Genomic DNA, 22,958 nt, shown 5'->3' on the forward strand with positions numbered 1-22,958 from the left:
CGGCATCGACAATCTCCGGAGCACGACACCATGCGGCAAGGCCTCGCGATCTGCATCCTACTCACCGCCTTCGGCACGGCCCTTGCCCGGCTGCCGGTGCTCGCCGAGGCTGGCGTGAGCCCCCTGGTGCTTGCCCTGTTGCTGGGCATTGTGGTCGGCAATACCCCACTGGCCCGGCGCCTGACGAAGGCCGGCCCGGGGCTCGCCTTCGCCACCCGCCGGCTGCTGCGCGGCGGCATCGTGCTGTTCGGCCTGTCGCTGACGCTCCAGCAGGTGGTCGGCCTGGGGCCCAAGGTGCTGCTGCTCGACATGCTGGTGATCACCGTCGTGCTGGTGTCGGGCTACCTGATCGGCACCCGAGTGCTGGGCATGGACCGCGAGACCACCCTGCTGACCAGCGCCGGTAGCGCCATCTGCGGCGCCGCCGCGGTGCTGGCCACCGAATCGACCATTCGCTCGCGCCCCGCCGCCACCTCCATGGCCGTGGCCACGGTGGTGCTGTTCGGCTCACTGGCGATGCTGATCTATCCGCTGCTTTACCCGCTGCTGGGCATGGATGAGCACCTGTTCGGCATCTATATCGGCGCCACCATCCACGAGGTCGCCCAGGTGGTGGCCGCCGGCGAGGCGGTGGGCCCCGACGCCCTGGCCAACGCGGTGATCGTCAAGCTGGTGCGGGTGATGCTGCTGGTGCCCTTCCTGCTGATCGTCGGCCAATGGTGGCTGCGCAATCACGCAAGCGCCGACACCGGCGAAGGCAAGACCCAGCTGGTCATCCCCTGGTTCGCCTTCGGCTTCATGGCCATGGTGGTCTTCAACAGCGTCGTCAGCCTGCCCGCCCCGCTCCACCAGGGCCTGGTGCTGGCCGGTCAGCTGGCGCTGACCATGGCCATGGCCGCGCTGGGCTACGAGACCCGCCTGGAGAAGCTCAAGGCGCTGGGCATCAAGCCCTTCATCCTGGCGCTGACGCTGTTCGCGCTGCTGATTGTCGGCGGCGCGCTGGCCAGCTCCCTGATGATGGGGTAAAGCATCGCGAGTCACGTGGCGTGACAGGCGACCCCTCACGCAAGAGGCCGCGCCCGATGGGCGCGGCCTCGTCGTATCAGGGGGCCCTCAGTGGTCTACCTCGCTCACAGAGCCTCGAAATCCTGCTGCAACGCCTGCGCCGCATGAAACACGAAGCTCTGGTCGGAGCCGATCAGGAAGAAGCTCATGCCCGCCTCGAGCCAGCGAGGCGCTTCTTCGAGGTTGGGAAGGAACATTCCCAAAGCCCGGCCATGGCGCTTCGCCGCGGCGCAGATCCGCTCGACGGCCTCCTCGACCCTAGGGTCGCTCGTGGAATCCGCGCCCAGGGCCACGGTGAGGTCGACGCGGCCGATCAGGAAGGCATCGATATCCTCCACGGCCATGATCTCGTCGAGGTGATCGAGGGCCTCGGCATCTTCGAGCTGGGCGATCACCGCCGTCTGGGCACGCTGCTCGCGCAGGTGGTCGTGCATCGGTTTACCGTTGTAGTCCGCGGCCCGGGTGGAGCCCGCATAGCCGCGGCCACCGGGGCCGTAGTGGGCGGCTCTGGCGAGCCGCCTCGCCCCGTCACCGGTACACAGGTGCGGCACCACGACACCGGTGGCGCCCGAATCCAGCGCCTGCAGGATCGCGGCATCGTTGAGCTCGGGAACGCGCACCAGGGCCGGCAACCGCATGGCCCGCGAAGCGAGCAGGCAGGCGTCGAGGGACTCCCGGTTCCAGGGAGCGTGCTCGGCGTCGAAGCACACGAAGTCGAGCCCCGAGAGGCCAAGCACCTCGGCCTGGGCGTGACTCGGAGTCTTGACGAAGGTGGCGACCAGTCGCCGGCGAGACCCCAGGGCCTCGCGGAAGTTGTCGGGCATGATGCGGCGTGTCATGGCTGACCTCGTCCTGTGGTGGTTCTATGCATCCAAGGATGGCTCAGTATCTGGTGTCGCGGCTGGAATCAGCTCCCGGCCACGGCGTCGTCTCGAGGGGCGGCGGGCGGTGCCGCCCGACGGGCACTGACGAACATGGCCAGGGTCAGGGCGGCGCCGGCCAGCGACGTCCACCACTCGCCATACAGGGTGAGCCCCATGGGCAGCAGCCACAGCGCCCAGGACGGGTTGTCGCGGCCGATTACCGGCGAGGCGGCGAAGAACGAGGCCGCCGCGAGGATGAAGCCGAGGCCCGAGACCAGCGCCAGCAGCACGGCCTCGGTGCCTCCCTGGCCGATCAGCCCGGGGTAGAGCAGGAACAGGAAGGGCATCACGTAGGCGGTGGCCCCCAGGCGCAGCGCGTACTTGGCGACCTGGATCCACGGGCAGTCGGCGATCATCGCGGCGACGAAGACGCCGACGCAGACCGGCGGCGTCACCACCGAGAGGGCCGCGTAGTAGAGCACGAAGAGATGGACGGTGAGGGCGTCCAGCCCCTGCTGGATCAGGGCCGGGGCGAACACGGCGGCGACCAGCACATAGGCCGCCGAGGTCGGCAGCCCCATGCCGGCGATCAGGCAGACGAACGCCATGATGATGGCGATGAGCCAGATGTTGTCGCCGCCCACGCTGAGGATCGCGTTGGTGATGGTGACCCCGACCCCGGTGAGGTTGATCATCGCCACGAACACCTGAGCGGCGATCAGCAGGATGCCGACGATCACGATGCCTCGGCCACCGGTCTGCAGGGCGTGGCTGAGGCTGGTCAGTATCTTGCGCAGCGGTACGCCTTCGGTCAGCGAGGCGACGGCATAGGCGCCGATGATGCCGATCATGCCGAAGCAGGCGGTCAGCTCGATGGAGTTGCCCCGGGCGATGCCGATCCCCAGGCCGACGATCGCCGCCACCAGGGGCGCCAGGCGCCGCCAGTTGAGCGCCGAGCGCCAGTCCGGCAGCTCATCGGCGGACATCCGCCCGTAGTCGCCGCGCCGAGCGATGAAGTGCACGGTCATGAAGATGCCCACGTAGAGCAACACCGCCGGCAGCAGCGCGGCGAGGGCGATCTTCCAGTAGTTCATGCCCACCAGCTCGGCCATGACGAAGGCCGCGGTGCCCATGATGGGCGGGGCGAGCTGGCCACCGGTGGAGGCGATCGCCTCGACCCCGCCGGCCAACGCCGAGGGGTAGCGCAACCGCTTCATCAGCGGGATGGTGAAGTTGCCGGTGGTGGCGATGTTGGCCACCGAGCTGCCACTGATGGCGCCGAACAGGCCGGAAGCCACGGTGGCGATCTTGGCCGCGCCGCCGGGGCTCGAGCCCCCGGCACGGGCCGAGAGGTCGAAGAAGGTCTGGCCGACCCCGCTGTGCAGCAACAGGCTGCCGAACAACACGAAGGCCGCCAGCGTCGTCGAGGCGATGCCCACCAGCATGCCCCACAGGCCGCGATCGGAGAGGAAGATGACCTCGGCGATATAGGAGCTGTCGAGTTCGCGGTGCCCCAGGGAGCCGGGGATCAGGTGCCCGAGGAAGGCGTAGGCGACCATCAGGCCGACCAGCACCGGGAAGACCAGGCTCGCCGAGCGCCGCGCCAGCTCGAGGATCACCAAGAGGGTGCCGTAGCCCAGGAACAGGTCCAGCGAGGTGGCGAAGGGCAGCTCCGTCATGATCGTTTCGAAGTGGTAGATCACATAGACGGCGGCGGCGATCACCAACCCGCCGATGGCGGTATCGACGAGCGCCCCCAGCGGTCGCCAGGGCCGGCCGAGGCCCAGCGGGAACATCAGCAGGCCGAGGACGGTGACCAGGGCGACGAAGATGGCGCGCTGGATCAGCGTCTCGAAGGCGCCGAAGAAGGACGTATAGAAGATGAACAGGCCAAGGGCGATGGAAACCACCGCCGCCGCCACCTTGAGGTGGCGCGGCAACGCAGTCGACTCGCCCTGTTGCGGGGAGTCGTCTCGGGATTCGGTCATGACACCCTCCGAAGGGTGGAATTACGTCGCATATCGCGGGTCAGGACAATGGCGGCCCGCAGCGGGCCGCCGGCAGGCTTACTTGAGGCGTTCGGGGACGTCGTACCCGGCTTCTTCGAAGTAGCGAATGGCGCCGGGGTGCAGCGGCGTATTGGCGTACTCGAGGGTCAGCTCGGCGAGGTCGGCGCCCTCGACCGGCGGGAAGGCCGAGGCCTGCTCGACGTCGTCTTCCATCACCGCCTTGACGATCCGGTAGGCGGTCTCCTCGTCGAGCTCGGGCGAGGCGGACACCCCGATCATGAAACCCCAGGTGGTGTAGGGGCCGGAGTTCTCCATGTCACCGCCGGGCATCTCGACGATGGAGAGCTCGGGCAGCTGCTCCTCGATCACCTCACGCTGGTCATCGTCGATGCCTAGTACCTGCACGGGGGTGAAGGTGGCGATATCGGTGGTCAGGGCGTCGAACCGCTCGCCCACCGAGGACTTGATGAAGCCGTTGGCACGATCATCCTTGATGGCGGCGGCGAGCTCGCCATTGCTGCCCCGCACCCAGTCGGGCTCGACCCCCAGGGCCTCGAGGACGGCCAGCGAGGTCGCCTCGGTGGAGGAGCCACGCTGGCCCGGGCCGAAGCGCTTGCCCTCCAGGCCGGCGATGCTCTCGATCCCGCTGTCACGGCGCACGATCACGTTCTGGGGCGCCAGGTTGTAGGCCCACAGCAGTTTGGACTCGATGGGCCGACCCTCGAAGTCGCCCTGGCCGTTATAGGCATGGTAGAGCGTACTGGTGGTCACCAGGCCAAGGTCGAGCTGATCGCGGGCCATGCGACGCAGGTTGTCGACCGTGGCGCCGGTTTCGACGACGGTCGCGTCCACGTCGTCGTAGGCGTTGTTGACCACTTTGGTCAGCGAGGCGAAGTAGGCGTAGTGCGCCGACTGGGAGTTGGTCGAGCCGAACGCCAGGCGCGTCTGTGCCTGGGCGCCGCTGGCGAGGGTGGCAGTCAGCACGGCGATGGCGCCGGCAGTCAGCAGGGAACGAGACATCATGGTGGGGGCTCTCTATTGTTTTTGAATACGTAGTCTTTCTAGCATGAGTCCCCCCTCGCGGCAAATCAGACCTTATGGATAGATCGCGCATCAGGCGTCACAGGAAGCCATGGCTCCGGGGCGAGCGGATACCGCATCGGGGAGGTTGCGAGCCCCTCACGCAAGAGGCCGCGCCCGATGGGCGCGGCCTCTTGGTGTCGGCGGGTGGCGCTTTCGTCACTCGAAGCTGAAGCGTGGCGCCGGGGCGTCGGGCAACAGGGCCGCACAGGCGCGGACCTTCTCCAGCAGCGCCTCATGGGTCGGCGCCATCAGGTTGACGTGAGCCAGCTTGCGGCCGGGACGCTCGCCCTTGTCGTAGCGGTGCAGGTGCGCGTCGTCGATCGCCAGCAGCTTCGCCGCCTCGCCTTCACGGCCGATGACGTTGACCATGCAGGTCGGCGCGCGGGCGGCGGTAGAGCCCAGCGGCAGGCCCTGGATGGCACGCAGATGGTTCTCGAACTGGCTGGTCAGCGCGCCATCCTGGGTCCAGTGGCCAGAGTTGTGCACCCGAGGCGCCATCTCGTTGGCCAGCAGGCCGCCGTCACGGGTCTGGAACAGCTCCAGGGTCAGCACGCCGACGTAATCGAGCTCATCGAGCAACGCACGGATATAGCCGTCGGCGGTTTGCTGGACGGCCGCGTCCAGGTCCGGCATCGGCGCCACCGAGTAGCGCAGGATGCCGTCGACATGGACGTTCTCGGCCATCGGATAGAAGACCACCTCACCGTCGCGGCCACGCACGGCGATGATCGACACCTCGCGCACGAAGTCGACGAAGGCCTCGACGATCAGCCGCGGGTGGCCGATCGAGCGCCAGGCATCGGCGGCCTCGGCCGGGTCCTTGATCACCGCCTGGCCCTTGCCGTCATAGCCCTCGGTGACCGACTTGGCGACCACCGGCACGCCCAGCTCGCGCACCGCGACGGCGAGCGATTCGGCGCTGTCCACCAGGCGATAGGCCGGGGTGGGGATCGTCAGGCGGTCGAACAGCGCCTTCTCCTCGGCGCGATGCTGACAGACCCGGATCGCCTCGCTGCCGGGATACACCGGCTTACGCTCCTCGATCGCCCGCACCAGCGACACCGGCAGGTGCTCGAACTCATAGGTGACCAGGTCGACCTTCTCGAGGAAGTCCTCGAGATGCTGCTGGTCGGTATCCACCATCACCTCGCCGATCCCCGCGCTGGGATGGCCCGTGGTGTCGAGGAAGGTGAAGCGATTGCCCAGCGGGTAGCCCGCCAGGGCCAGCATCCGGCCCAGTTGGCCGGCTCCCAGTACGCCGATATTCATCGTGATTGCCTCGCTCGTCGCTCTCGGTCAGGGATAGGGGCGCGGGTCCGGATTATCCAGCACCGTCTGGGTCTGCTCGGCACGGAAGGCCTCCACCGCCTCGCGTACCGTGGCGTCCTGCAGGCCGATGATCTGCGACGCCATCAGCCCCGCGTTGGTGGCCCCGGCCTTGCCGATGGCCAGGCTGCCCACGGCGATGCCGCCGGGCATCTGCACGATCGACAGCAACGAGTCCAACCCCTTGAGGGACTTGGACTCCACCGGCACGCCGAGCACCGGCAGCGCGGTCTGGGCAGCCACCATGCCGGGCAGGTGGGCGGCGCCGCCGGCACCGGCGATGATCACCGAGAGGCCACGCTCGGCGGCGGTCTTGGCGTAATCGAACAGCAGGTCCGGGGTGCGGTGGGCCGAGACCACGCGAGTCTCGTAGGCCACGCCGAGGCGTTCGAGCATGCTGACCGCATGCTCCATGACCGGCCAGTCGGACTTCGACCCCATGATCACGCCGACCCGCGGCGCCTCCTTCGATGCTGGCATCCTGAGCTCCTGATAAAGGGAATGACGCCACCACACGGCACGCACCGCGGGCGGATGATGAACGTTGGAAGCCGGCTATTCTAACAGAGCCACACCGCGCCTACCTCTCCCCTGCCCGCGAGACGAGGGGAAATCATGGCACGCCACGCCAGCCCCTACGCCAGGCGTCGCCAGCGAGCGACATCGGGTTTCAACCTTCCTGCAGATTCCCTTGTTAGAGTAGTCATCGAAGCGGTCGACAAGGACGCGACCACACACCCACACACGGAACACGTGTTGAAGGAGACCGACCATGAAGCGTCAACTTTTCATTGCGGCAGCCCTGACCGGCACCCTGGCGCTGGCCGGCTGCGACCAGGCCGATGACAGCGACCAGAACGCCTCGGCCGATACCGCCACCCAGACCGAACAAAGCACCGCCAGCGATCAGGCGGGCCAGGGTGAGCAGGACGGCGAGCAGCAGGCCAGCAAGACCCTCGAGGGCGTGCTGGAATTCGTCGCCACCGAAACGCCGGTGTCGGATGACGCCGAGGTCACGGTCAGCCTGCTCGACGTGGCTCGGGCCGATGCACCGGCCACCACCATCAGCGAGACCACGGTCGATGTGGCGAGCAGCGGCCCGGTCGAATTCAGCATCGACTATCCGACCGACCAGGTCGACCCCGGCCACGCCCACGCCGTGCGCGCCGAGGTTCGCGATGACCAGGGCGACCTGCAGTGGACCAGCCCGCAACGCCATCAGGTCGATGTCGGCCCGGACGCCGAGCAGGGTCCGATCACCGTGACCCTGGAACCCGTCGCCAGCCAGGGCGCCATCGCCGGTCAGGCCATGGAAGACACCGAAACCGCGATGAACGAGGCCGGCAACGCGGTGAGCAATGCCACCGGCGATGCCGTCGACGCCGCCAGCGAAGGCGCCGAAGCGGCCCAGAACACGGCCGGTGATGCCGTCGACGCGACCCAGAACGCCGCCGGCGACGCCGCCGAGGCCACTCAGAAGGCCGCCGAGGAAACCACGCAAGACGTCGGCGAGATGGCCGAGGGCGACACCTCCTCCAACCAGTAAGGCCATCGTGCACCACGACGCGGCCCCGCCCGGATGAACCGGGCGGGGCCGCGTGTCGTCAGGCCACCAGGGCCTGAAACCGGCCAGGCTTCAGCCGGCCATGGCGGCCTCCTTTCTGCTCGCCCACCAGTTGCCGCCCAGCGCCAGCACCATCACCAGCGCCCCGGCGGCCTCCGCGACCAGGCTCGGATAGAAGACGCCGACGATGGCCGGCAGCATCACCAGCCGCACCGGCGCCGACATCCGCGTGAACAGATACCCCTCCAAGGCCGCGGCGAAGGCGCCCAGCGCCAGGAAGGCGGTCAGCGTCGTCCAGGCCAGCAACGGCAACGGGCCGCCCATGATCAGCTCTGGATTGAAGACCATGAACAGTGGGATCAGATAGAGCCCCTTGGCGAACTTCCAGGCCTGGAAGCCGGTATCCATCGGCTTGGCCCCGGCGATCGCCGCCCCCGCGAAGCCGGCCAGCGCGATGGGCGGGGTGACGTTGGAGTCCTGGGAGTACCAGAACACCACCAGGTGGGCGATCAGCAACGGCACGCCGAACTCCGAGGTCAGCGCCGGCCCCACCAGCACGATCAGCACGATGTAGCTGGCGGTCACCGGCAGCCCCATGCCCAGCACCAGGCTTGCCAGCAGCACCATCACCAGCGCCAGCAACAGGTTACCGTCGGAGAAGGCCAGCATCATCGCCGAGAACTTGAGCCCCAGGCCGGTCAGCCCCACCACCCCGACGATGATCCCGGCCACCGCACAGGCCATGGACACCGCCACGGCATTGCGCGCCCCGAGCTCCAGACCCGCAATCACCTTCGATGCCCCGCGTTTCAGCGCCTCCCAAAGCGCCGCGGCACTGGCCGGCTCGCCGTGCTTCGGGGCGACGAAGAAGAACCACACCGCGAAGCGCGCCGCCGCCACCGCGAGCATGGTGAGGATGGCGTAGTAGCCCACCCGCATCGGCGACAGGTTGATCGCCAGCAGCCACACCAGCACCGCCAGCGGCAGCAGGAAGTGCCAGCCGGCCCCCATCACGTCGCGCAGCTTTGGCAGCTCGCCCTTGGTCATGCCCTGCATGCCCTGCTTCAGGGCGATGATGTGCACGAACAGGTAGACGGTGGCGAAGTACATGATCGCCGGCAGGATGCTGACCTTGACCACCTCCAGGTAGGGCATGCGCGTGTATTCGGCGATCAGGAAGGCGCCGGCGCCCATCAGCGGCGGCATGATCTGGCCACCGGTGGAGGCCGCCGCCTCGATGCCGCCGGCCTGGTGGGGCTTGTAGCCCAGGCGCTTCATCAGCGGGATGGTGAAGGCGCCGGTGGTCACCACGTTGGCGATGGCGCTGCCGGAGATCGAGCCCATCCCCGCCGAGGCGATGACCGCGGCCTTGGCCGGCCCGCCGCGCTGGCGGCCGGTGGCGGCGTAGGCCAGGTCGATGAAGAAGCGGCCGGCGCCGGTGATCTCCAGGAAGGCGCCGAACAGCACGAAGATGAAGATATAGGTGGCCGCCACGCCCATGGGCAGCCCGAAGATGCCCTCCTGGCCGAGGTAGAGTTGGCCGACCAGGCGATCCAGCCCGTAGCCGCGGTGCTCGAGGATTCCGGGCAGGAACTCGCCGAGCCAGGGCAGCTCGCCGCGCGGGCCGGCGAAGGCATAAAGAATCGCCAACAGGCCGATCACCGTCATCCCGAGCCCCACCGCGCGACGGCTGGCCTCGAGCACGGTGACGGTGGCGATGATGCCGACCAGGATATCGGTCTGGCTCCAGAAACCGGCGCGGTTGATGATCTCATCGAGGAACAGCGCCATGTAGCCGCCGGTGATCACCGCCCCGGCGAAGAAGGCCAGATCGATCAGCCCACCGACCGCGCCCCGCTTATGGTGGGGACCGAACACCGGAAACATCAGAAAGGCCAGCATCATGACCAGCGCCAGGTGAATGCTGCGCTGGTAGAACAGTCCCAGCGGCTGGATGCCGGCGGAATACAGCTGGAACAGCGATAGTGCCACGGCCACCAGGCCGATCAGCCATAGCACCGGGCGCGAGTGCGGCGCCTGGCTGCCGGGGACGATGGGGGAAGTACCCTCTTCGCTCATGGGCGTCTCTCTCGAAGTCTCGCTCGAAAATGGGGCATCGCGTCAGGGAGACGCGGCGTCCAGTGGCGCGAGCGCCAGGGTCACGCGCCGATTGGCGGCACGCTCGCTCAGGCTGATCACCGTCGGCGTCTCGGCGGCCGGCGGATAGCGATCGCCGCTGCCGCAGTCGCGCGCGTCGTCCAGCAGGGTCGCAAGGCTCGGCGTGGCATGGCGCACCAACCGATGATCGACACGCATCGCGCCGACCCTCAGCCGGTAGGCGTCGCCGGGCACCGCTTCATCGATGTCCTCGATCCAGTAGCCGCCGTGGCCATCGGAGACCTGGCGCCCACGCCCGGGGATATGATCGAGGCCGGCGGCGAAGTCTGGCAGGTGGCTGCGCTGCAGCACCATCCGACCCGCGACGTTGCGATAGCAGTCGTGAACGGGGAAGCCCTCCACCGAATGGTTCCAGGCCAGGCACCAGCCGGCGCCCTCCGGCATCGGCAGGCGCGCCAGCATCCGGCCCTCGGCGCCCAGCACCCGTAACTCATGGCTGGGGCAGGCGGCCAGCGCCGGTGGCGCCATCGATGCCAGGCCCAACGCCAGGGCCAGCCACGGCAAGGGGGCGAGCCGCCTGGCTCGCCCCTCGGTCATCGTCGACTCGGCCACGCCCTCAAGGCCGCTGGCGGTCGGCGATCTCGGCGCCACTTTCCTCGTAGTAGCGCAGCGCCCCGGGGTGGAAGGCGATGGGCGTGGAGTCGACGCTGAACTCGACGGTGGTGTCGTTGGCCGCCGGATGGATGGCGATCAACTGGTCGGTCTGCTCGAACAGCGTCTGGGTGATCTGGTAGGCCAGCTCTTCATCCATCTCGCTGCTCACCGCCAGCACGTTGGGAATGCCGATGGTCTGCACCGCGTCTTCCATGCCCTCGTAGAGCCCCGACTTGAGCTCGTAGGCGGCGAACACCGGGGCCTCGCCCTTGGCGTTGGCGATCTCTTCGTCGGTCAGGCCGATCAGGCGGATGTCACGCGTGGTGGCCAGGTTCATGATCGAACTGGTGGGCGGCCCCACGCTCCAGAAGCCGGCGTCGATGTCGCCGTCGCGGATGGCATCGGCGGTCTCGTTGAAGTTGAGGCGGCGGGCGTCGATGTCGTCATAGCTGATGTCGTTGGACTCGAGCACCGCGCGGGCATTGAGCTCGGTGCCGCTGCCCGGCGCCCCCACCGAGACGACCTTGCCCTCGAGATCGGAGAGCGATTCGATGCCCGAGTCCGCCATGGTGACGATCTGCACGGCGTTGGGGTAGATCGAGGCCAGCGCGCGGATGTTCTCGAGCTTGCGGTCCTCGAAGTCGCCGGTGCCGTTGTAGGCCTGATAAACGGTATCCGCCAAGGCCAGCGCCAGGTCGGAATCACCCCGCCAGACCAGCCCCATGTTCTCCACCGAGGCCCCGGTGACCTCGGCCACGGCGTCATAGCCGTCGACATGCTCGTTGATCAGCTCGGCCAGGCCGCCGCCGTAAGGGTAGTAGGTGCCGCCGGTGCCACCGGTGGCGATGGACAGCTGCTGCTGGGCCAGGGCCGCGGGCGCGGCCACCAGCAGGGTGGCCGCGAGTGCCGTCTTGAGTGCGCGCATGAAGCTACCTCCAGGCGATACGAGAATCATTGTGTTTGTGGGAGCACCGGGGCGTCGCTCAGCGCCCGGTGCGCCTGCCTGAAGCTAGCAGGCTCGCATCGCGTCGACCAGACCACCAACGTCGATACGCACGACGACGCTCGCCATCCACGGGGCGGCCCTACGCCAGGTCGCCGGCCTGCTCCTTCACCTTCGCCACGATATGCGCACCGATCGGCAGCGCCGAGGTCGCCGCCGGCGACGGCGCGTTACCGACGTTGATCGTGCGCGGCGTGTTGACGAACAGGAAGTCGTCGACCAGCTTGCCGTCCCGTGACACCGCCTGGGCCCGCACCCCGGCCGGATAAGGCTCCAGGTCGTCGAGGGCGAGGCTCGGGCAGTACTTGCGCACCAGCTCCAGGTAGCCACGCTTGTGCAGCGAGTTCTTCATCTCGACCAGCCCCGGGCGCAGGTTGCGGCCCAGCACCTTGAGGATGCCCGGGTTGGTGAACATCTGTGCCAGGTCCCGCGGCGAGATGTCGCGCCGACGGTAGCCCTCACGCTTGAAGGCCAGCACGGCGTTGGGGCCCACGGTGACCGAACCATCGATCATGCGCGTGAGGTGCACGCCGAGAAACGGCATCGCGGGGTCCGGGATCGGGTAGATGAGGTGGTTGACGATGTCGTTGTGCTGCGCGGGCAGCCGATAGTACTCGCCGCGGAAGGGACAGATGGTGAAGCCCGGGTCCTGGCCCAGCATGCGCACCACCCGATCGGCCATCAGCCCCGAACAGCTCACCAGGTAGCGACCGCTGAAATCGCCCGCGGAGGTGGAAACCACCACCTCCTGGCGGCGCTCCTCGAGACCCGTGACCTCGGCCTGGAAGCGGATCTCACCGCCCAGGCGCTCGAATTCGGCGGCCATGGCCCGGGTCACGGCGGCATAGTCGACGATGCCGCTGGACGGCACGAAGATGCCACCGACCCCGGTGATATTGGGCTCTCGCTCGGCCAGCGCCTCGGGCCCCAGCCACTCGCGCGTGAGGCCATTGGCCTCGGTACGCTCCCACAGCGCCTGCATGCGCTGCATCTCCAGGTCGTTGGTGGCCACCAGCAGCTTGCCGCAGCTCTCATAGGGAATGCCCTGGGCGTCGCAGAAGGCCTTGGTGGCGCGATTGCCCTCGAGGCAGAAACGCGCCTTGAGGCTGCCCGGCGTGTAATAGACCCCGGCGTGAATCACCCCGCTGTTATGGCCGGTCTGATGGCAGGCCGGCTCACGCTCCTTCTCCAGCACCAGCATCCGTCGGTCCGGATAGGCCTGCTTGAGCTGCATGGCGGTGGACATGCCCAGGATGCCGCCGCCGATGATGATGAAATCGTACATGCCGTCCTCTTCTGCCAATGCGACGGCCACGCCGCGATGACGGCGTGGCCTCGTCAGGATAACTGCGTCGTCGGGGCCTTGCGTGGCGCCCGCCTTGCTTCAACGTTGCCGTTAGCCTCGCAGGGTTCTGGCATGAGTGAAATAGCCACGCTGACGCATCAGCTCACGACGCAGCTCCGGATGCGATGTGAAACGATCCCGGCCATGCAGCCAGAAGTGGTTATTGATCAACAGGAAGCTACCCACCGGGTTGGGCACCGAGAGGGTACCCGCGCTGCCCTCCAACGACTCGGAGAGATCGGTCAGCCAGTTGCCTTCCTCGAAGTCCTTGGGCTGCACGAACTGATCGATGTAGGACATGATCGGCCGACCCTCGCCGTCCACGTCGAACACCGCATGATAGACGTCGCGGCCGACGTTCTTGCTGGGCGGCGCGGCCCAGCGCAGCTCGCGGTGCGCCATCGGTTGCGCGAAGAAGCGCGACAGGTCTTCCCAATCGTCCAGGTGCAGCAGCAGCGAGTCGCCACCCTGCATGTGCCGCTCGTCGATCTTCATCATCAGCACATAGTCGGTGTCCTGCTCGACGAAGGTACCGTCGTTGTGCAGCTCCATCACCCGATGCGGCTGACGCAGGTAGCTGTCGGACTCGTCGACGTCCTTGACCACGAAGCGCGCGTAGTACTGACCGCTCATGGCATCGAAGTTGGAGCGCCCCATCAGATGCGCCACGGCGGTGGCGAACTTGACCATCTCGTCGGCCTGCTCGACGTCGTCGAGCCCCTCGGGCACCACCTGCAACCCGCCCGTATCACGATCCACCAGGGTGTTGATCAGCACCGGCTGGAGGGTGTTGCCACACAGGTCGTCGAGGATCTTCGCCACCCGAAAGCGCAGCATCGACTTGTATTCCAGCGCCTGCACCGGCCAGTCGGCCACGGCCTCGACGAAGGCCGCGACGACCTCGCGGGAGAAGGTCATCTGCAGCAGGCGCGGCGACTGCGCCGACGGCGTCAGGGTGAAGCCCTGAAGGTCGGCGGGCAGCGGCATGGCGGGTTCGGGAATCCGGGTCAGTGCGGTCATGTCGGGGGTCTCCATCGTCTCGAGCGTTGATGACTCAAAAATATCTACGTTTTATAAAAACGTCAATATAAACATGTGAGCTAAAAACGCATAGCCGCCAGCCGACGCAAAAAACCCCGGACTCGTAGCCGGGGTTCGGATCGGGTGGCGACAGAGTGTTCGGTCAGCGCTCTACAGGCGGCTCGGCATCCCGCCACTCGCGCCGCATCACGCGGTTGCTGTAGTCGACGCCATAGCGCACCCGCGACCAGCCGTAGAGCGCCAGGCCCAGCAGCATCCAACCACCGAACAGGGACCATTCCAGCAGCGACAGTGCCGAGGGGCTGCCGGGCAGGTAAAGGCCGATCAACATCAACGACAGGATCACCGACAGCGCCCCCACCGTCTTGCCATAACGCACCCTGAAGGGACGCTCCATCCCCGGCTCACGGCGGCGCAACAGCACGAAAGACAGGGCCACGAACAGGTAGGCGACGACGATGCCAAGGCCGCCCGCGACCACTAGCCAGACCAACGCGGGTCGACCGAGAAGAGGCGCGGCGGCGGACAGCAGCCCCATCACCAGGATGGCGTTGGTGGGCGTACGGTACTTGGGATGCAGTTTAGCCAGGAAGGCCGGCAGCATACCGGCGTGCGCCAGGGCGTAGATGGCCCGGGAACCACCGATGTAGAAGGCGTTCCAGCTGGTGATGATGCCAGCGATCCCCGCCAGGACCATCAGGTTGCCGGCCCAGGGCGCCTGGAATACCGCCTGCATGGCATCGGGTACCGCCAGCGAACTCCCGCCCAGCGCCGCCGGGTCCAGCATCAGGGCGGTACCAAGGATGATCAGGGCGTACCAGAACACCGCCAGGATCACCGAGATCATCAGCACTCGGCCGATCTCCTTGAAGGGCAGGTCGATCTCCTCGGCGGCCTGAGGGATGACGTCGAAGCCGACGAACATGAAGGGCACCATGATGATCACCGCCATGATCCCGCCGACCACGCCCTCCTCGACGTTGAACAGCGGCTCCATGGCGGCGGTGCTGCCTTCGAACAGGGCGCCGGTGATAAACATCACGCCCACCGCCAGGATCAGCAGGGTCACCACCTTCTGCACCAGGGCTGCGGTGCGCACGCCGATGTAGTTGATCGCCATCATGATCAACGAGCCGGCCACACCGACCGCCACCCAGGTGGCCTTGACGTCCCAGCCGGCGATGGTCCAAAGCTGCCCCACCGCATAATCGGGGAACAGGTGCTCGACCACCGTGGGCAATGCCACGGCCTCGAAAGCCACCACGCTGACATAGCCCAGGGTGATGGCCCAGGTGCACAGGAAGGACGCGAAATGCCCCATGGCGCGATAGCTGTAGACGTGCTCGCCGCCGACCTGAGGCATGGCCGAGGCCAGCTCTGCGTAGGTCAGGCCTACCAGCACGATCACCGCGCCGCCGAGCAGGAAGGCGGTGATGGCCCCCAGGCTGCCCGCAGACTGAATCCAGTTGCCGGTCATCACGATCCAGCCCCAGCCGATCATGGCGCCGAATGCCAGGGCCAGCACGTCCTTGCGCGCCAGCACGCGGGAGAGATGTGTCGTATCGCTGTTCATCTTATAATGTCCTTGGGTCGCAAGTGGTTGCGTTGTATTTATGCAACGACGTAAAAAATAAGGAACAAACGCCACGAGTTCAATCTGAGTCGCCCATACGTGTGCTGTTTCTTCGATGCGGGCTTCTTGCTCCCCGCCCCGCGCTTCAATGCCCCACGCCACAACCACCCTCCTCCATAAACGGGGCTAGCGAAACGCCGCAAAAGGCTTCATGCTGTGAAGGTCGATTCTTCCTCTGGAGCATCATGAGCACGGCAAGTCCTACCCCCGGCGCCGATTGCGCCGAACCTCCGCCAAGGTGCCCTGACCTCGACGTCAGGGATCTCGAGCAACGCACGCGCCTCATGCGCATCACCACCCGGCTGATCGCCGTCTCGGATCTCGGTAACCGCGAGATCGCCCGCCGCGCGGGCCTGCCCATGCAGAAGATCAGCGACCTGCTCGCCGGGCGCCTGGAGCAGCTCAACCTCGATGAGCTCCAGACACTGCGCACCACCATCGACCACGAACTCACGCCTTCCTAGCCGCCAGGCGAACGCTTCGCCCGCGACCAGGACCCGGGCCGGTGCCGCCGGCCCACTCAGCCCATGGATTCGAGATCAGGGAGATCCCCGATGCGCCACCTCGTGACCGGCCTGCTGTTGGCCGCTTCGCTGCCCGCCCTGGCCGACGGCCAGGCCACCCTGGAGAGCCGCTCCGACCAGGGCAACAACACCATGGAAGTCAGCTGGGCAGGCGATGACCTGCGCATGGACTTCCCCCAGCAGGCCCAGGCGGGCTTCATGCTGCTCAAGGGTGACAAGGGCTACATGGTGAGCCAGGTGCAAGGCCAGACCCTGGTCATGGACATGGCCAAGCTCAAGGAGATGGCCGAGCGCCGGGGCGGCGATCAGGCCGTGGCCGGGCTGACCAGCCAGCAGGCCGACTCGGTCGACACCCTCGAGGCCACCGGCGAGCAGGAGACCATCGCCGGCCTGGAGGGCGACGTCTACCGGCTGGAGTGGACCGACAAGGCCGGCGACGGCCACGACGACACCCTGGTGCTGAGCGACGACAGCCAGGTCCGCGAGCTGATGCGTGCCTTCCACGCCTACCAGCGGACCATGACCGGCGAACCCGACCCCATCGCCACCACGCTGGAGTCCAAGGGGCTCGGCATGCTGCGCTTCGGCGACCGTTTCCAGATCGCCGAGCTGTCCGATGAGACCCCCGCGGCCTCCGCCTTCACGCTGCCCGAGGACGCCGTGACCTTCGAGGACATGATGAATAACGCCATCTCCCAATAGGTCGCAACGCGCTTTCCTACGCTCGACGCCGCCCCTCGGGGCGGCGTCGTCGCGTCTGGCCCCTGACACCGCGCCGCCACGAGACCGCCTGCCCATTAACAAGAGGCGCTCGACTCATTGGAATTAAATTCCCGTTAACGACAACAAAGGGGAAAAAAATTGCGTATCGATGCCTTCGACTCAAAAATCCTTGATCAACTTCAGCGTGATGCTAGCTTATCAGTTGCAAAGATCGCAGAGCGGGTCGGCCTCTCGCCCACCCCCTGCTGGCGGCGCATCCAGCGCCTCGAGAAGGAAGGCTTCATCGAAAAACGCATCGCGGTCCTCAACCCCCACAAGCTCGACCTGGGGCTGACCGTCTTCGTGATGATCAAGACCGACAAGCATCACCAGGAGTGGCTCGATCAGTTCCAGGCCGTCACCCGCTCGATGTCCGAGATCGTCGAGGTCAATCGCCTGGCGGGCGAGTACGACTACCTGCTCAAGGTCATCACCTGTGACAACCAGTCTTTCGATGCCTTCTACAAGCGACTCATTTCCCGAATCGAGCTGAGCAATGTCACATCCTGTTTCTCCATGGAACAAGTCAAGCAAGTCACCGAACTGCCCCTCCCCACAGGCCGGTGAGTGGGTCACGCGCGTTCGCGACGACATCATCGGGGAAGGCCGCGCCATGCCCGGGCCCTTCGGCCCTCGCCCCCTCGTCTATGCCGACTACACCGCCTCGGGCCGTGCGCTGGGCATGATCGAGGGCGCCATCCAGCGCGACGTGCTGCCCTACTATGGCAACACCCACACCGACACCTCCTTCACCGGCATGCACACCACCCGGCTGCGCGAATCGGCCCGCCTGGCGATTCGCGACGCCGTGGGCGCCGCCCCCGAACACGCGGTCATCTTCGCCGGCTCGGGCACCACGGCGGCCATCGATCGCTTCTCGCGCATCCTCGGCCTGCAGGACACCGATCAGCCCGACGGCGTACACCGCCCGGTGGTCTTCATCGGCCCCTTCGAGCACCACTCCAACGACCTGGCCTGGCGCGAGTCCGGGGTCGATCTGGTACGCATCCCACTCGATGAGCACGGCGTGCCCTGCCTGGCGACGCTGGACGCCCGGCTTCAGGAATACGCCGACCGCCGGCGCAAGGTCGTCTCCTTCTCGGTCGCCTCCAACGTCACCGGGGTCGTGATCGATGTCCGCCGCCTGGCCAGCCTGGTGCACCGCCACGGCGGCATCGTCGCCTGCGACTATGCCGCCGGCGGCCCCTACATGCCCATCGACATGGCCGCCAGCGCCCCCGACGGCGACGATCATCTGGACGCCCTCTTCCTCTCGCCGCACAAGTTCATCGGCGGGCCGGGCACCTCCGGCGTGCTGGTCATTCGCCGCGAGCTGTGCACCAACGAGGTCCCCGGCGTGGCCGGTGGCGGCACCGTGGCCTACGTGACGGCCGACGAACACCGCTACGTGGACGACCCCCAACGGCGCGAGGAAGGCGGCACGCCGGGGATCGTCGAGAACATTCGCACCGGGCTGGTATTCGCCCTCAAGAGCCAGGTCGGCGCACAGCATATCGCCGAGCTCGAGGCCACCATGGTGGACAAGGCCATGGCACGCTGGGCGCAACGCGACAACCTGCACCTGCTGGGGCCGCTCGAAGCGCCCCGCCTCGGTATCTTCTCGTTCAACCTCTCCGCCGGGTCACGCATGATCCACCATAATCTGGTGGTGGCCATGCTCAACGACCTCTTCGGCATCCAGGCCCGAGGGGGATGCTCCTGTGCCGGCCCCTACGGCCATGAACTGCTCGACATCGATGACGAGCAGGCACGGCGACATGCCGACCTGGTACAGGAAGGCAAGAGCCTGTATCGCCCGGGCTGGGCGCGGCTCGGTTTCAATTACTTCTTCGACGACGAAACGGTGGACTACATCATCGATGCCGTCGATTTCATCGCCCGCCACGCCGCCGAGCTGATGCGGCTATACAGCGTCGACATGCGAAGCGGCGTCTGGCGGGCCAGCGACGCCCAGCCGCTGCCCGAGACGCCGTCGCTGGCCGAGCTGCTGAGCCCCTGCGAGCCCCGCCAGGGCATGGCGCCCCCACCCGATTTCGCGCAGTGCTTCCGCCAGGCCCAGGCGCTGCTGGAAACGGCACGCGCGACCGACATCGACGCCACGCCCCCGCCGCTCGGCGACGCCGAGGACGCCTTGCGCTGGTTCTGGCTGCCCCACGAAGCCGACCGGGCCGCCGGCCGGGCCGAGTGAAACCAAGCCCCGGCCACCGGTGCGGCCAGGGGCTGCCTGCCACCTAACGACAGCGTCCCGCGCCGGGTACCCGGCGCGGGACGCTGTCGTCACTGCGCGACGCTCACACCGCCGGCCGACGCCATGCCACCAACAGGGCGACCGCGCTGGACGCCAGCAACGCGCCAAGGAAGGGCGCCAGGGTCGGCACCCCATCGGGGAAGCTCGCCGCCAGCAGGCCCGCCCACGGGCTGCCGGTGGCGACCCAGCCGGGCAGCACGGCGCCGAGCATTCCCGCGATGCCACCGGCCAAGGCCGCGGCGGCACTCATCCGCGCCCACAGCCCGAGCAGCACCGGCACCACGATGGCGGCGCACAACAGGTCGGCGATCAGGAACAGCCGCAGCACCGAGAGTCCCTGCAGGGCGATCACCACCACCGGCACCATGATCGCCACGGTCACCAGGCGTGCCGCCCTCAGCGACAGGCCGCGACGACCGCTGCCGGCCACCGCCAGCGAGGCGATGCCGTTCTGCAGCGTATCGACGCTGGAGGCCACCAGGGTCACCGCCAACACCAGAGCCGGCACCGCCAGCCAGCTCGGCGCCTCGGAGAGCAGCGCGAAGAACGGGATCGGCGGCTCACCGAGCGGCACCCCGGCCATGCTGGCGAGCATGCCCAGCCCGCCAACCACCGCCACCACCAGCACGGTGACCGCGCCGCCCAGCCAGGCGCCGCGCCCCAGCGCTCGCTCGTCCCGGGCCGCCCAGACCCGCTGCCAATAGCCCTGATGGAAGAGGTTGGCCGCAGTCACCGCGATCACCAGCGTCAGCGCCACACTCAACGCATCGCCGGCAGGCACCGACGGCAACGCGGCCTCGGCCGGCAGTTCGGGCAGGCGAACCAGCGCCACCCCGCCGACCACCAGCAACAGGGCCAGCAGCAACCAGGCCTGCCAGCGGTCGGTGGCCAGGCTCGCCCGCAGGCCACCCAGCGCGGTATAGAGCAGCGTGGTCACCGCCACACCGACGATCACCAGGTCGACCGGCACGTCGGACAGCAGCCCAGTGATGGCCCCGATGGCGGTCAGCTCGGCGGCCAGGAAGCAGCCCATATAGAGTATCGACACCAGCGACACCCAGCGCCGGATGCCGGCGCCGAAGCAGGCCTCGGCGTACTCGCCGATGCTGCGGCCCTCGGGCAGGCGGCGACGGATCGCCGGGCCGAAGGCGCCGAGCACGATGAACGGCAGCGCCGAGCCGATGGCATAGCCGGCCAGGCCCAGTGGGCCGACGAAGGCACCGATCTCCGGCGGCGCGAAGAGGATCCAGGCGCCCATGCCGGAGGCCAGGAAGGAAAGCCCCAGGGTCGAGGCCGACTGGGAATTGCGGGCGGTGACATAGTCATCGAGCAGGCCATCGGCCCGGCGGGCCCGGAGACCCAGAACGGTAAAGCACAGCAGCGCCGCGCCGAGCACGGCTGACGTCAGGTAGGGCATGTCGCACTTCCTCCGCCGGTATGAACCGGATCAGGTTCCAGGGTCAGCGACGAACGCTCTCTCAGTCCCGCGCATGGCGAGACTCCCCTGGCGACAGTGAATGAATTGTGGGGCGATCCTCACTACACGGCGCGAATGGCCGTCGTCCGGATCGCCCGACCAGCATGACACATCGACGCTCGGATTCGAACGCCCCTCGGCGCGCGGCGGTTGTGTACCATGCTATTCATCGGCGCCAAGAAACATGTCCCTGGGTGCCTGCATCGGGTCTTCGCCGACCTCTACGCCGTCTTCGAAAACCGAGCCGGCGAACGCCTGCTCCACCTGCTCGTGGCCCTGCTGGCGGCGCCGATGCGCCAGGGGCGGGCTCCTGACATTGTGGATGATCCACAACTGGGACAACGCCTGCCGCCCGATCCGCTGCGCGACGCCCGAAGGCACACACCAGATCCACGAGCTCCACCTGGAGGAAGGCGAGTTCGCCATGGTCCTGCCCGTCGGCGGAGCGCTCGGTAACAGCATGCTGCTGCTCCACAAGAGCCAGCTCGAGTTGCTGGATGAGTGTAAAAGCCATCCATCTTGATTAGGATGGCTGAATACGGAAGGCATTCTCCAAGGAGGCAGCTTTGCTGAATATCGACACCCGTATTCGACAAGCGGCCTTCCAGCGCCTGAAGGCAATCTCTCAAGAATACTCTAGCGATGTCCCCTGGAATGAAGTGGCCGAACCGGTCAATTTCGACGATGGCACCTGCTTCCTCGCCAGTCGTGCCATCGGGATCTTCAAACCTAAACAAATGCCGGACGGCATCTTAAGCATCAAGACCGTGGTGCCAAAACAAGGCCGAATCAACATCTATTCCGATGGCGCGAGTGATGATGGCGGCTTCTGGTATTCGCTTGAGTCAGGAGGACTCGCGAAACCAGCGAATCGTCAGCTGGTGATCAGCTACGAACGAAAAGATCCAATCATTTACCTTATGGGGGTCGCGCCTGGTCGATATTTTCCTTTGTGGCCTTGCTATATCGACAGCATCGACACAAGTCGGAAAATGTGCCACATCAGCATGCATGACCATATCGGCGACATACAAAATGTAGCTGAGCCAACAGCAGGCTACCAGGTCGATGACCTGGAGAAACATCACATCATTCGTGAGGTTAAGACTCGAGTACATCAAGCGGAATTTCGTGCCAGAGTCATGCAAGCTTACTCCAATCGCTGTGCGATGACGGGCTTACCCGTACCTCAGTTACTTGAAGCGGCTCATATCATCCCCGACAATCATCAAGCCAGCACTGCCGAAGTAAGCAATGGGATTTCGCTTTCTCGCCTTCACCACCGGGCCTATGATGCCGGGCTGGTCGGCATCGATCCCGACTACATAATCCATCTCAATGAAAAGCTTCTGACAACAAAAGACGGCCCACTACTTGATAGCATGAAGCAGCTCAATGGCCAGAAAATCTCCCTCCCCCACAACACAGGGCAAAGACCCAACCGAGAAGCCCTTGAGCTGCGTTACCAGCAATTCCTTACAAAGTAGCGTGTCTCACTTGTCCCGCGGCACCCGCCCCATCAGGTAGAACTCGTCGTTGGGCGGAGTGGCGGTAAGCGTCACCAGGCGGTTGGAGAGCCCGAAGAAGGCAGCGACGGCCCCGATGTCCCAGATGTCCTCCCGAGTGAACCCCGCCTCCGTCAGCTTGGCCTCCCACGCATCGGTGAGTTCGCCAACCTCCAGGCCGCAGTACAGCGCGAAGTCGAGCATGACCCGGTGGCGTTCGATGAGCGGCGCGGTGCGATGGTTGATCGCCACCTGGTCGGCGAGCAGCGGGTCCTTACCGTAAATGCGCACCAGGGCGCCATGGGCCACCACGCAGTAGAGGCAATGATTGCGGGCGCTGGTGGCCACCACGATCATCTCCTTCTCGGCCTTGGTGAGGGTCTCGGACTCACGCTCCATCAGCGCATCGTGATAGGCGAAGAAGGCCCGGAATTCCGCCGGGCGATGGGCCAGCATCAGGAACACGTTGGGCACGAAGCCGGCTTTCTCCTGCACCGCCAGGATGGCCTCGCGGATGTCTTCGGGGAGTTCGTCGATCGACTCGGGCACGGGGAAACGGCTGATCGGGGCGGTCATGTCGGCTCCTGGTGGTATTGGGGTGATGGCCACTCAATCAGCAGTTAACGTCAACGTCACCACTGTGTCCACTCGCGTCCCTCCCGAACGACCACGGCCCCACCTCTCTCGAGGCGGGGCCGTGGTCATCGGGCGGCGAGG

At 66.6% G+C, this 22,958-nt stretch carries 21 protein-coding genes and 1 riboswitch; of the genes, 8 read left to right on the plus strand and 13 right to left on the minus strand.

What is annotated here, in order from left to right; genetic code table 11:
• Nucleotides 1–30 precede the first annotated feature (30 nt).
• Complete coding sequence (locus ETC07_RS09585) at nucleotides 31–1,026, plus strand: YeiH family protein (protein ID WP_136248297.1); 996 nt, start codon at nucleotides 31–33, stop codon at nucleotides 1,024–1,026.
• Between the two features lie 104 nt (nucleotides 1,027–1,130).
• Here ETC07_RS09585 and ETC07_RS09590 read toward each other — a convergent pair whose 3' ends face one another.
• The 5 genes from ETC07_RS09590 to purE form a co-directional block, all read right to left on the minus strand.
• Entirely contained in the window at nucleotides 1,131–1,904 is a 774-nt protein-coding gene (locus ETC07_RS09590) for an HpcH/HpaI aldolase family protein (protein WP_205742532.1), read from the minus strand.
• Between the two features lie 68 nt (nucleotides 1,905–1,972).
• Entirely contained in the window at nucleotides 1,973–3,916 is a 1,944-nt protein-coding gene (locus ETC07_RS09595) for a TRAP transporter permease (protein WP_136248298.1), read from the minus strand.
• 78 nt (nucleotides 3,917–3,994) lie between these two features.
• A complete protein-coding gene (locus ETC07_RS09600; protein ID WP_136248299.1) occupies nucleotides 3,995–4,960 on the minus strand; it encodes a TAXI family TRAP transporter solute-binding subunit in 966 nt (321 codons plus the stop codon).
• A 216-nt stretch (nucleotides 4,961–5,176) separates the two neighbouring features.
• Nucleotides 5,177–6,289 carry a 5-(carboxyamino)imidazole ribonucleotide synthase gene (locus ETC07_RS09605; RefSeq protein ID WP_136248300.1) on the minus strand — a complete coding sequence of 371 codons (1,113 nt, stop codon included), beginning with the start codon at nucleotides 6,287–6,289 and terminating at the stop codon, nucleotides 5,177–5,179.
• 27 nt (nucleotides 6,290–6,316) lie between these two features.
• Nucleotides 6,317–6,826: a 5-(carboxyamino)imidazole ribonucleotide mutase gene (gene purE, locus ETC07_RS09610; RefSeq protein WP_136248301.1), complete on the minus strand. Its 510-nt coding sequence runs from the start codon at nucleotides 6,824–6,826 to the stop codon at nucleotides 6,317–6,319.
• 292 nt (nucleotides 6,827–7,118) lie between these two features.
• On the opposite strand from purE, the gene ETC07_RS09615 reads away from it, so the two are divergent.
• On the plus strand, nucleotides 7,119–7,892 hold the full coding sequence (locus ETC07_RS09615; RefSeq protein WP_136248302.1) for a YbaY family lipoprotein: 774 nt from the start codon (nucleotides 7,119–7,121) through the stop codon (nucleotides 7,890–7,892).
• 90 nt (nucleotides 7,893–7,982) lie between these two features.
• Here ETC07_RS09615 and ETC07_RS09620 read toward each other — a convergent pair whose 3' ends face one another.
• The 6 genes from ETC07_RS09620 to ETC07_RS09645 all read right to left on the minus strand — a co-directional run bounded on the left by ETC07_RS09620 (nucleotide 7,983) and on the right by ETC07_RS09645 (nucleotide 15,644).
• Nucleotides 7,983–9,989, minus strand: coding sequence for a TRAP transporter permease (locus ETC07_RS09620; protein WP_136248303.1), 2,007 nt, complete (start codon nucleotides 9,987–9,989; stop codon nucleotides 7,983–7,985).
• A 42-nt stretch (nucleotides 9,990–10,031) separates the two neighbouring features.
• Nucleotides 10,032–10,625: a DUF1850 domain-containing protein gene (locus ETC07_RS09625; RefSeq protein WP_136248304.1), complete on the minus strand. Its 594-nt coding sequence runs from the start codon at nucleotides 10,623–10,625 to the stop codon at nucleotides 10,032–10,034.
• 19 nt (nucleotides 10,626–10,644) lie between these two features.
• Nucleotides 10,645–11,607, minus strand: coding sequence for a TAXI family TRAP transporter solute-binding subunit (locus ETC07_RS09630; RefSeq protein ID WP_136248305.1), 963 nt, complete (start codon nucleotides 11,605–11,607; stop codon nucleotides 10,645–10,647).
• Between the two features lie 160 nt (nucleotides 11,608–11,767).
• Nucleotides 11,768–12,970, minus strand: a complete 1,203-nt coding sequence (gene lhgD / locus ETC07_RS09635; protein ID WP_136248306.1) for an L-2-hydroxyglutarate dehydrogenase — start codon at nucleotides 12,968–12,970, stop codon at nucleotides 11,768–11,770.
• A 111-nt stretch (nucleotides 12,971–13,081) separates the two neighbouring features.
• Nucleotides 13,082–14,050: a glutarate dioxygenase GlaH gene (glaH, locus tag ETC07_RS09640; RefSeq protein ID WP_136248307.1), complete on the minus strand. Its 969-nt coding sequence runs from the start codon at nucleotides 14,048–14,050 to the stop codon at nucleotides 13,082–13,084.
• Nucleotides 14,051–14,213: 163 nt separating this feature from the next.
• Entirely contained in the window at nucleotides 14,214–15,644 is a 1,431-nt protein-coding gene (locus ETC07_RS09645; RefSeq protein ID WP_136248308.1) for an APC family permease, read from the minus strand.
• Nucleotides 15,645–15,988: 344 nt separating this feature from the next.
• On the opposite strand from ETC07_RS09645, the gene ETC07_RS15915 reads away from it, so the two are divergent.
• From ETC07_RS15915 to ETC07_RS09665, 4 genes are all read left to right on the plus strand, one after another.
• Nucleotides 15,989–16,168, plus strand: a complete 180-nt coding sequence (locus tag ETC07_RS15915; RefSeq protein WP_240724610.1) for a hypothetical protein — start codon at nucleotides 15,989–15,991, stop codon at nucleotides 16,166–16,168.
• 90 nt (nucleotides 16,169–16,258) lie between these two features.
• Nucleotides 16,259–16,930 (plus strand): hypothetical protein, encoded by a 672-nt coding sequence (locus ETC07_RS09655; RefSeq protein ID WP_136248310.1) that lies wholly within the window; start codon nucleotides 16,259–16,261, stop codon nucleotides 16,928–16,930.
• Nucleotides 16,931–17,089: 159 nt separating this feature from the next.
• Nucleotides 17,090–17,557 (plus strand): Lrp/AsnC family transcriptional regulator, encoded by a 468-nt coding sequence (locus tag ETC07_RS09660; protein ID WP_205742533.1) that lies wholly within the window; start codon nucleotides 17,090–17,092, stop codon nucleotides 17,555–17,557.
• Between the two features lie 46 nt (nucleotides 17,558–17,603).
• Nucleotides 17,604–19,199, plus strand: coding sequence for an aminotransferase class V-fold PLP-dependent enzyme (locus ETC07_RS09665; RefSeq protein WP_136248311.1), 1,596 nt, complete (start codon nucleotides 17,604–17,606; stop codon nucleotides 19,197–19,199).
• Nucleotides 19,200–19,302: 103 nt separating this feature from the next.
• Here the strand turns inward: ETC07_RS09665 and ETC07_RS09670 are convergent, their stop codons facing one another.
• Nucleotides 19,303–20,676, minus strand: a complete 1,374-nt coding sequence (locus tag ETC07_RS09670; RefSeq protein ID WP_136248312.1) for a sodium:solute symporter family transporter — start codon at nucleotides 20,674–20,676, stop codon at nucleotides 19,303–19,305.
• Nucleotides 20,666–20,775, minus strand: a riboswitch (TPP riboswitch). (Overlaps the previous gene by 11 nt.)
• A gap of 283 nt (nucleotides 20,776–21,058) precedes the next feature.
• Here ETC07_RS09670 and ETC07_RS15920 point away from each other — a divergent pair.
• Nucleotides 21,059–21,259, plus strand: coding sequence for a hypothetical protein (locus ETC07_RS15920; RefSeq protein ID WP_240724611.1), 201 nt, complete (start codon nucleotides 21,059–21,061; stop codon nucleotides 21,257–21,259).
• A gap of 43 nt (nucleotides 21,260–21,302) precedes the next feature.
• Nucleotides 21,303–22,223: an HNH endonuclease gene (locus ETC07_RS09680; RefSeq protein ID WP_136248313.1), complete on the plus strand. Its 921-nt coding sequence runs from the start codon at nucleotides 21,303–21,305 to the stop codon at nucleotides 22,221–22,223.
• A gap of 6 nt (nucleotides 22,224–22,229) precedes the next feature.
• Here ETC07_RS09680 and ETC07_RS09685 read toward each other — a convergent pair whose 3' ends face one another.
• Nucleotides 22,230–22,817, minus strand: coding sequence for a peroxidase-related enzyme (locus ETC07_RS09685; RefSeq protein WP_136248314.1), 588 nt, complete (start codon nucleotides 22,815–22,817; stop codon nucleotides 22,230–22,232).
• Between the last annotated feature and the right edge of the window lie 141 nt (nucleotides 22,818–22,958).

The organism is Halomonas borealis, assembly GCF_004798905.1.
Classification (GTDB): Bacteria; Pseudomonadota; Gammaproteobacteria; order Pseudomonadales; family Halomonadaceae; genus Halomonas; species Halomonas borealis.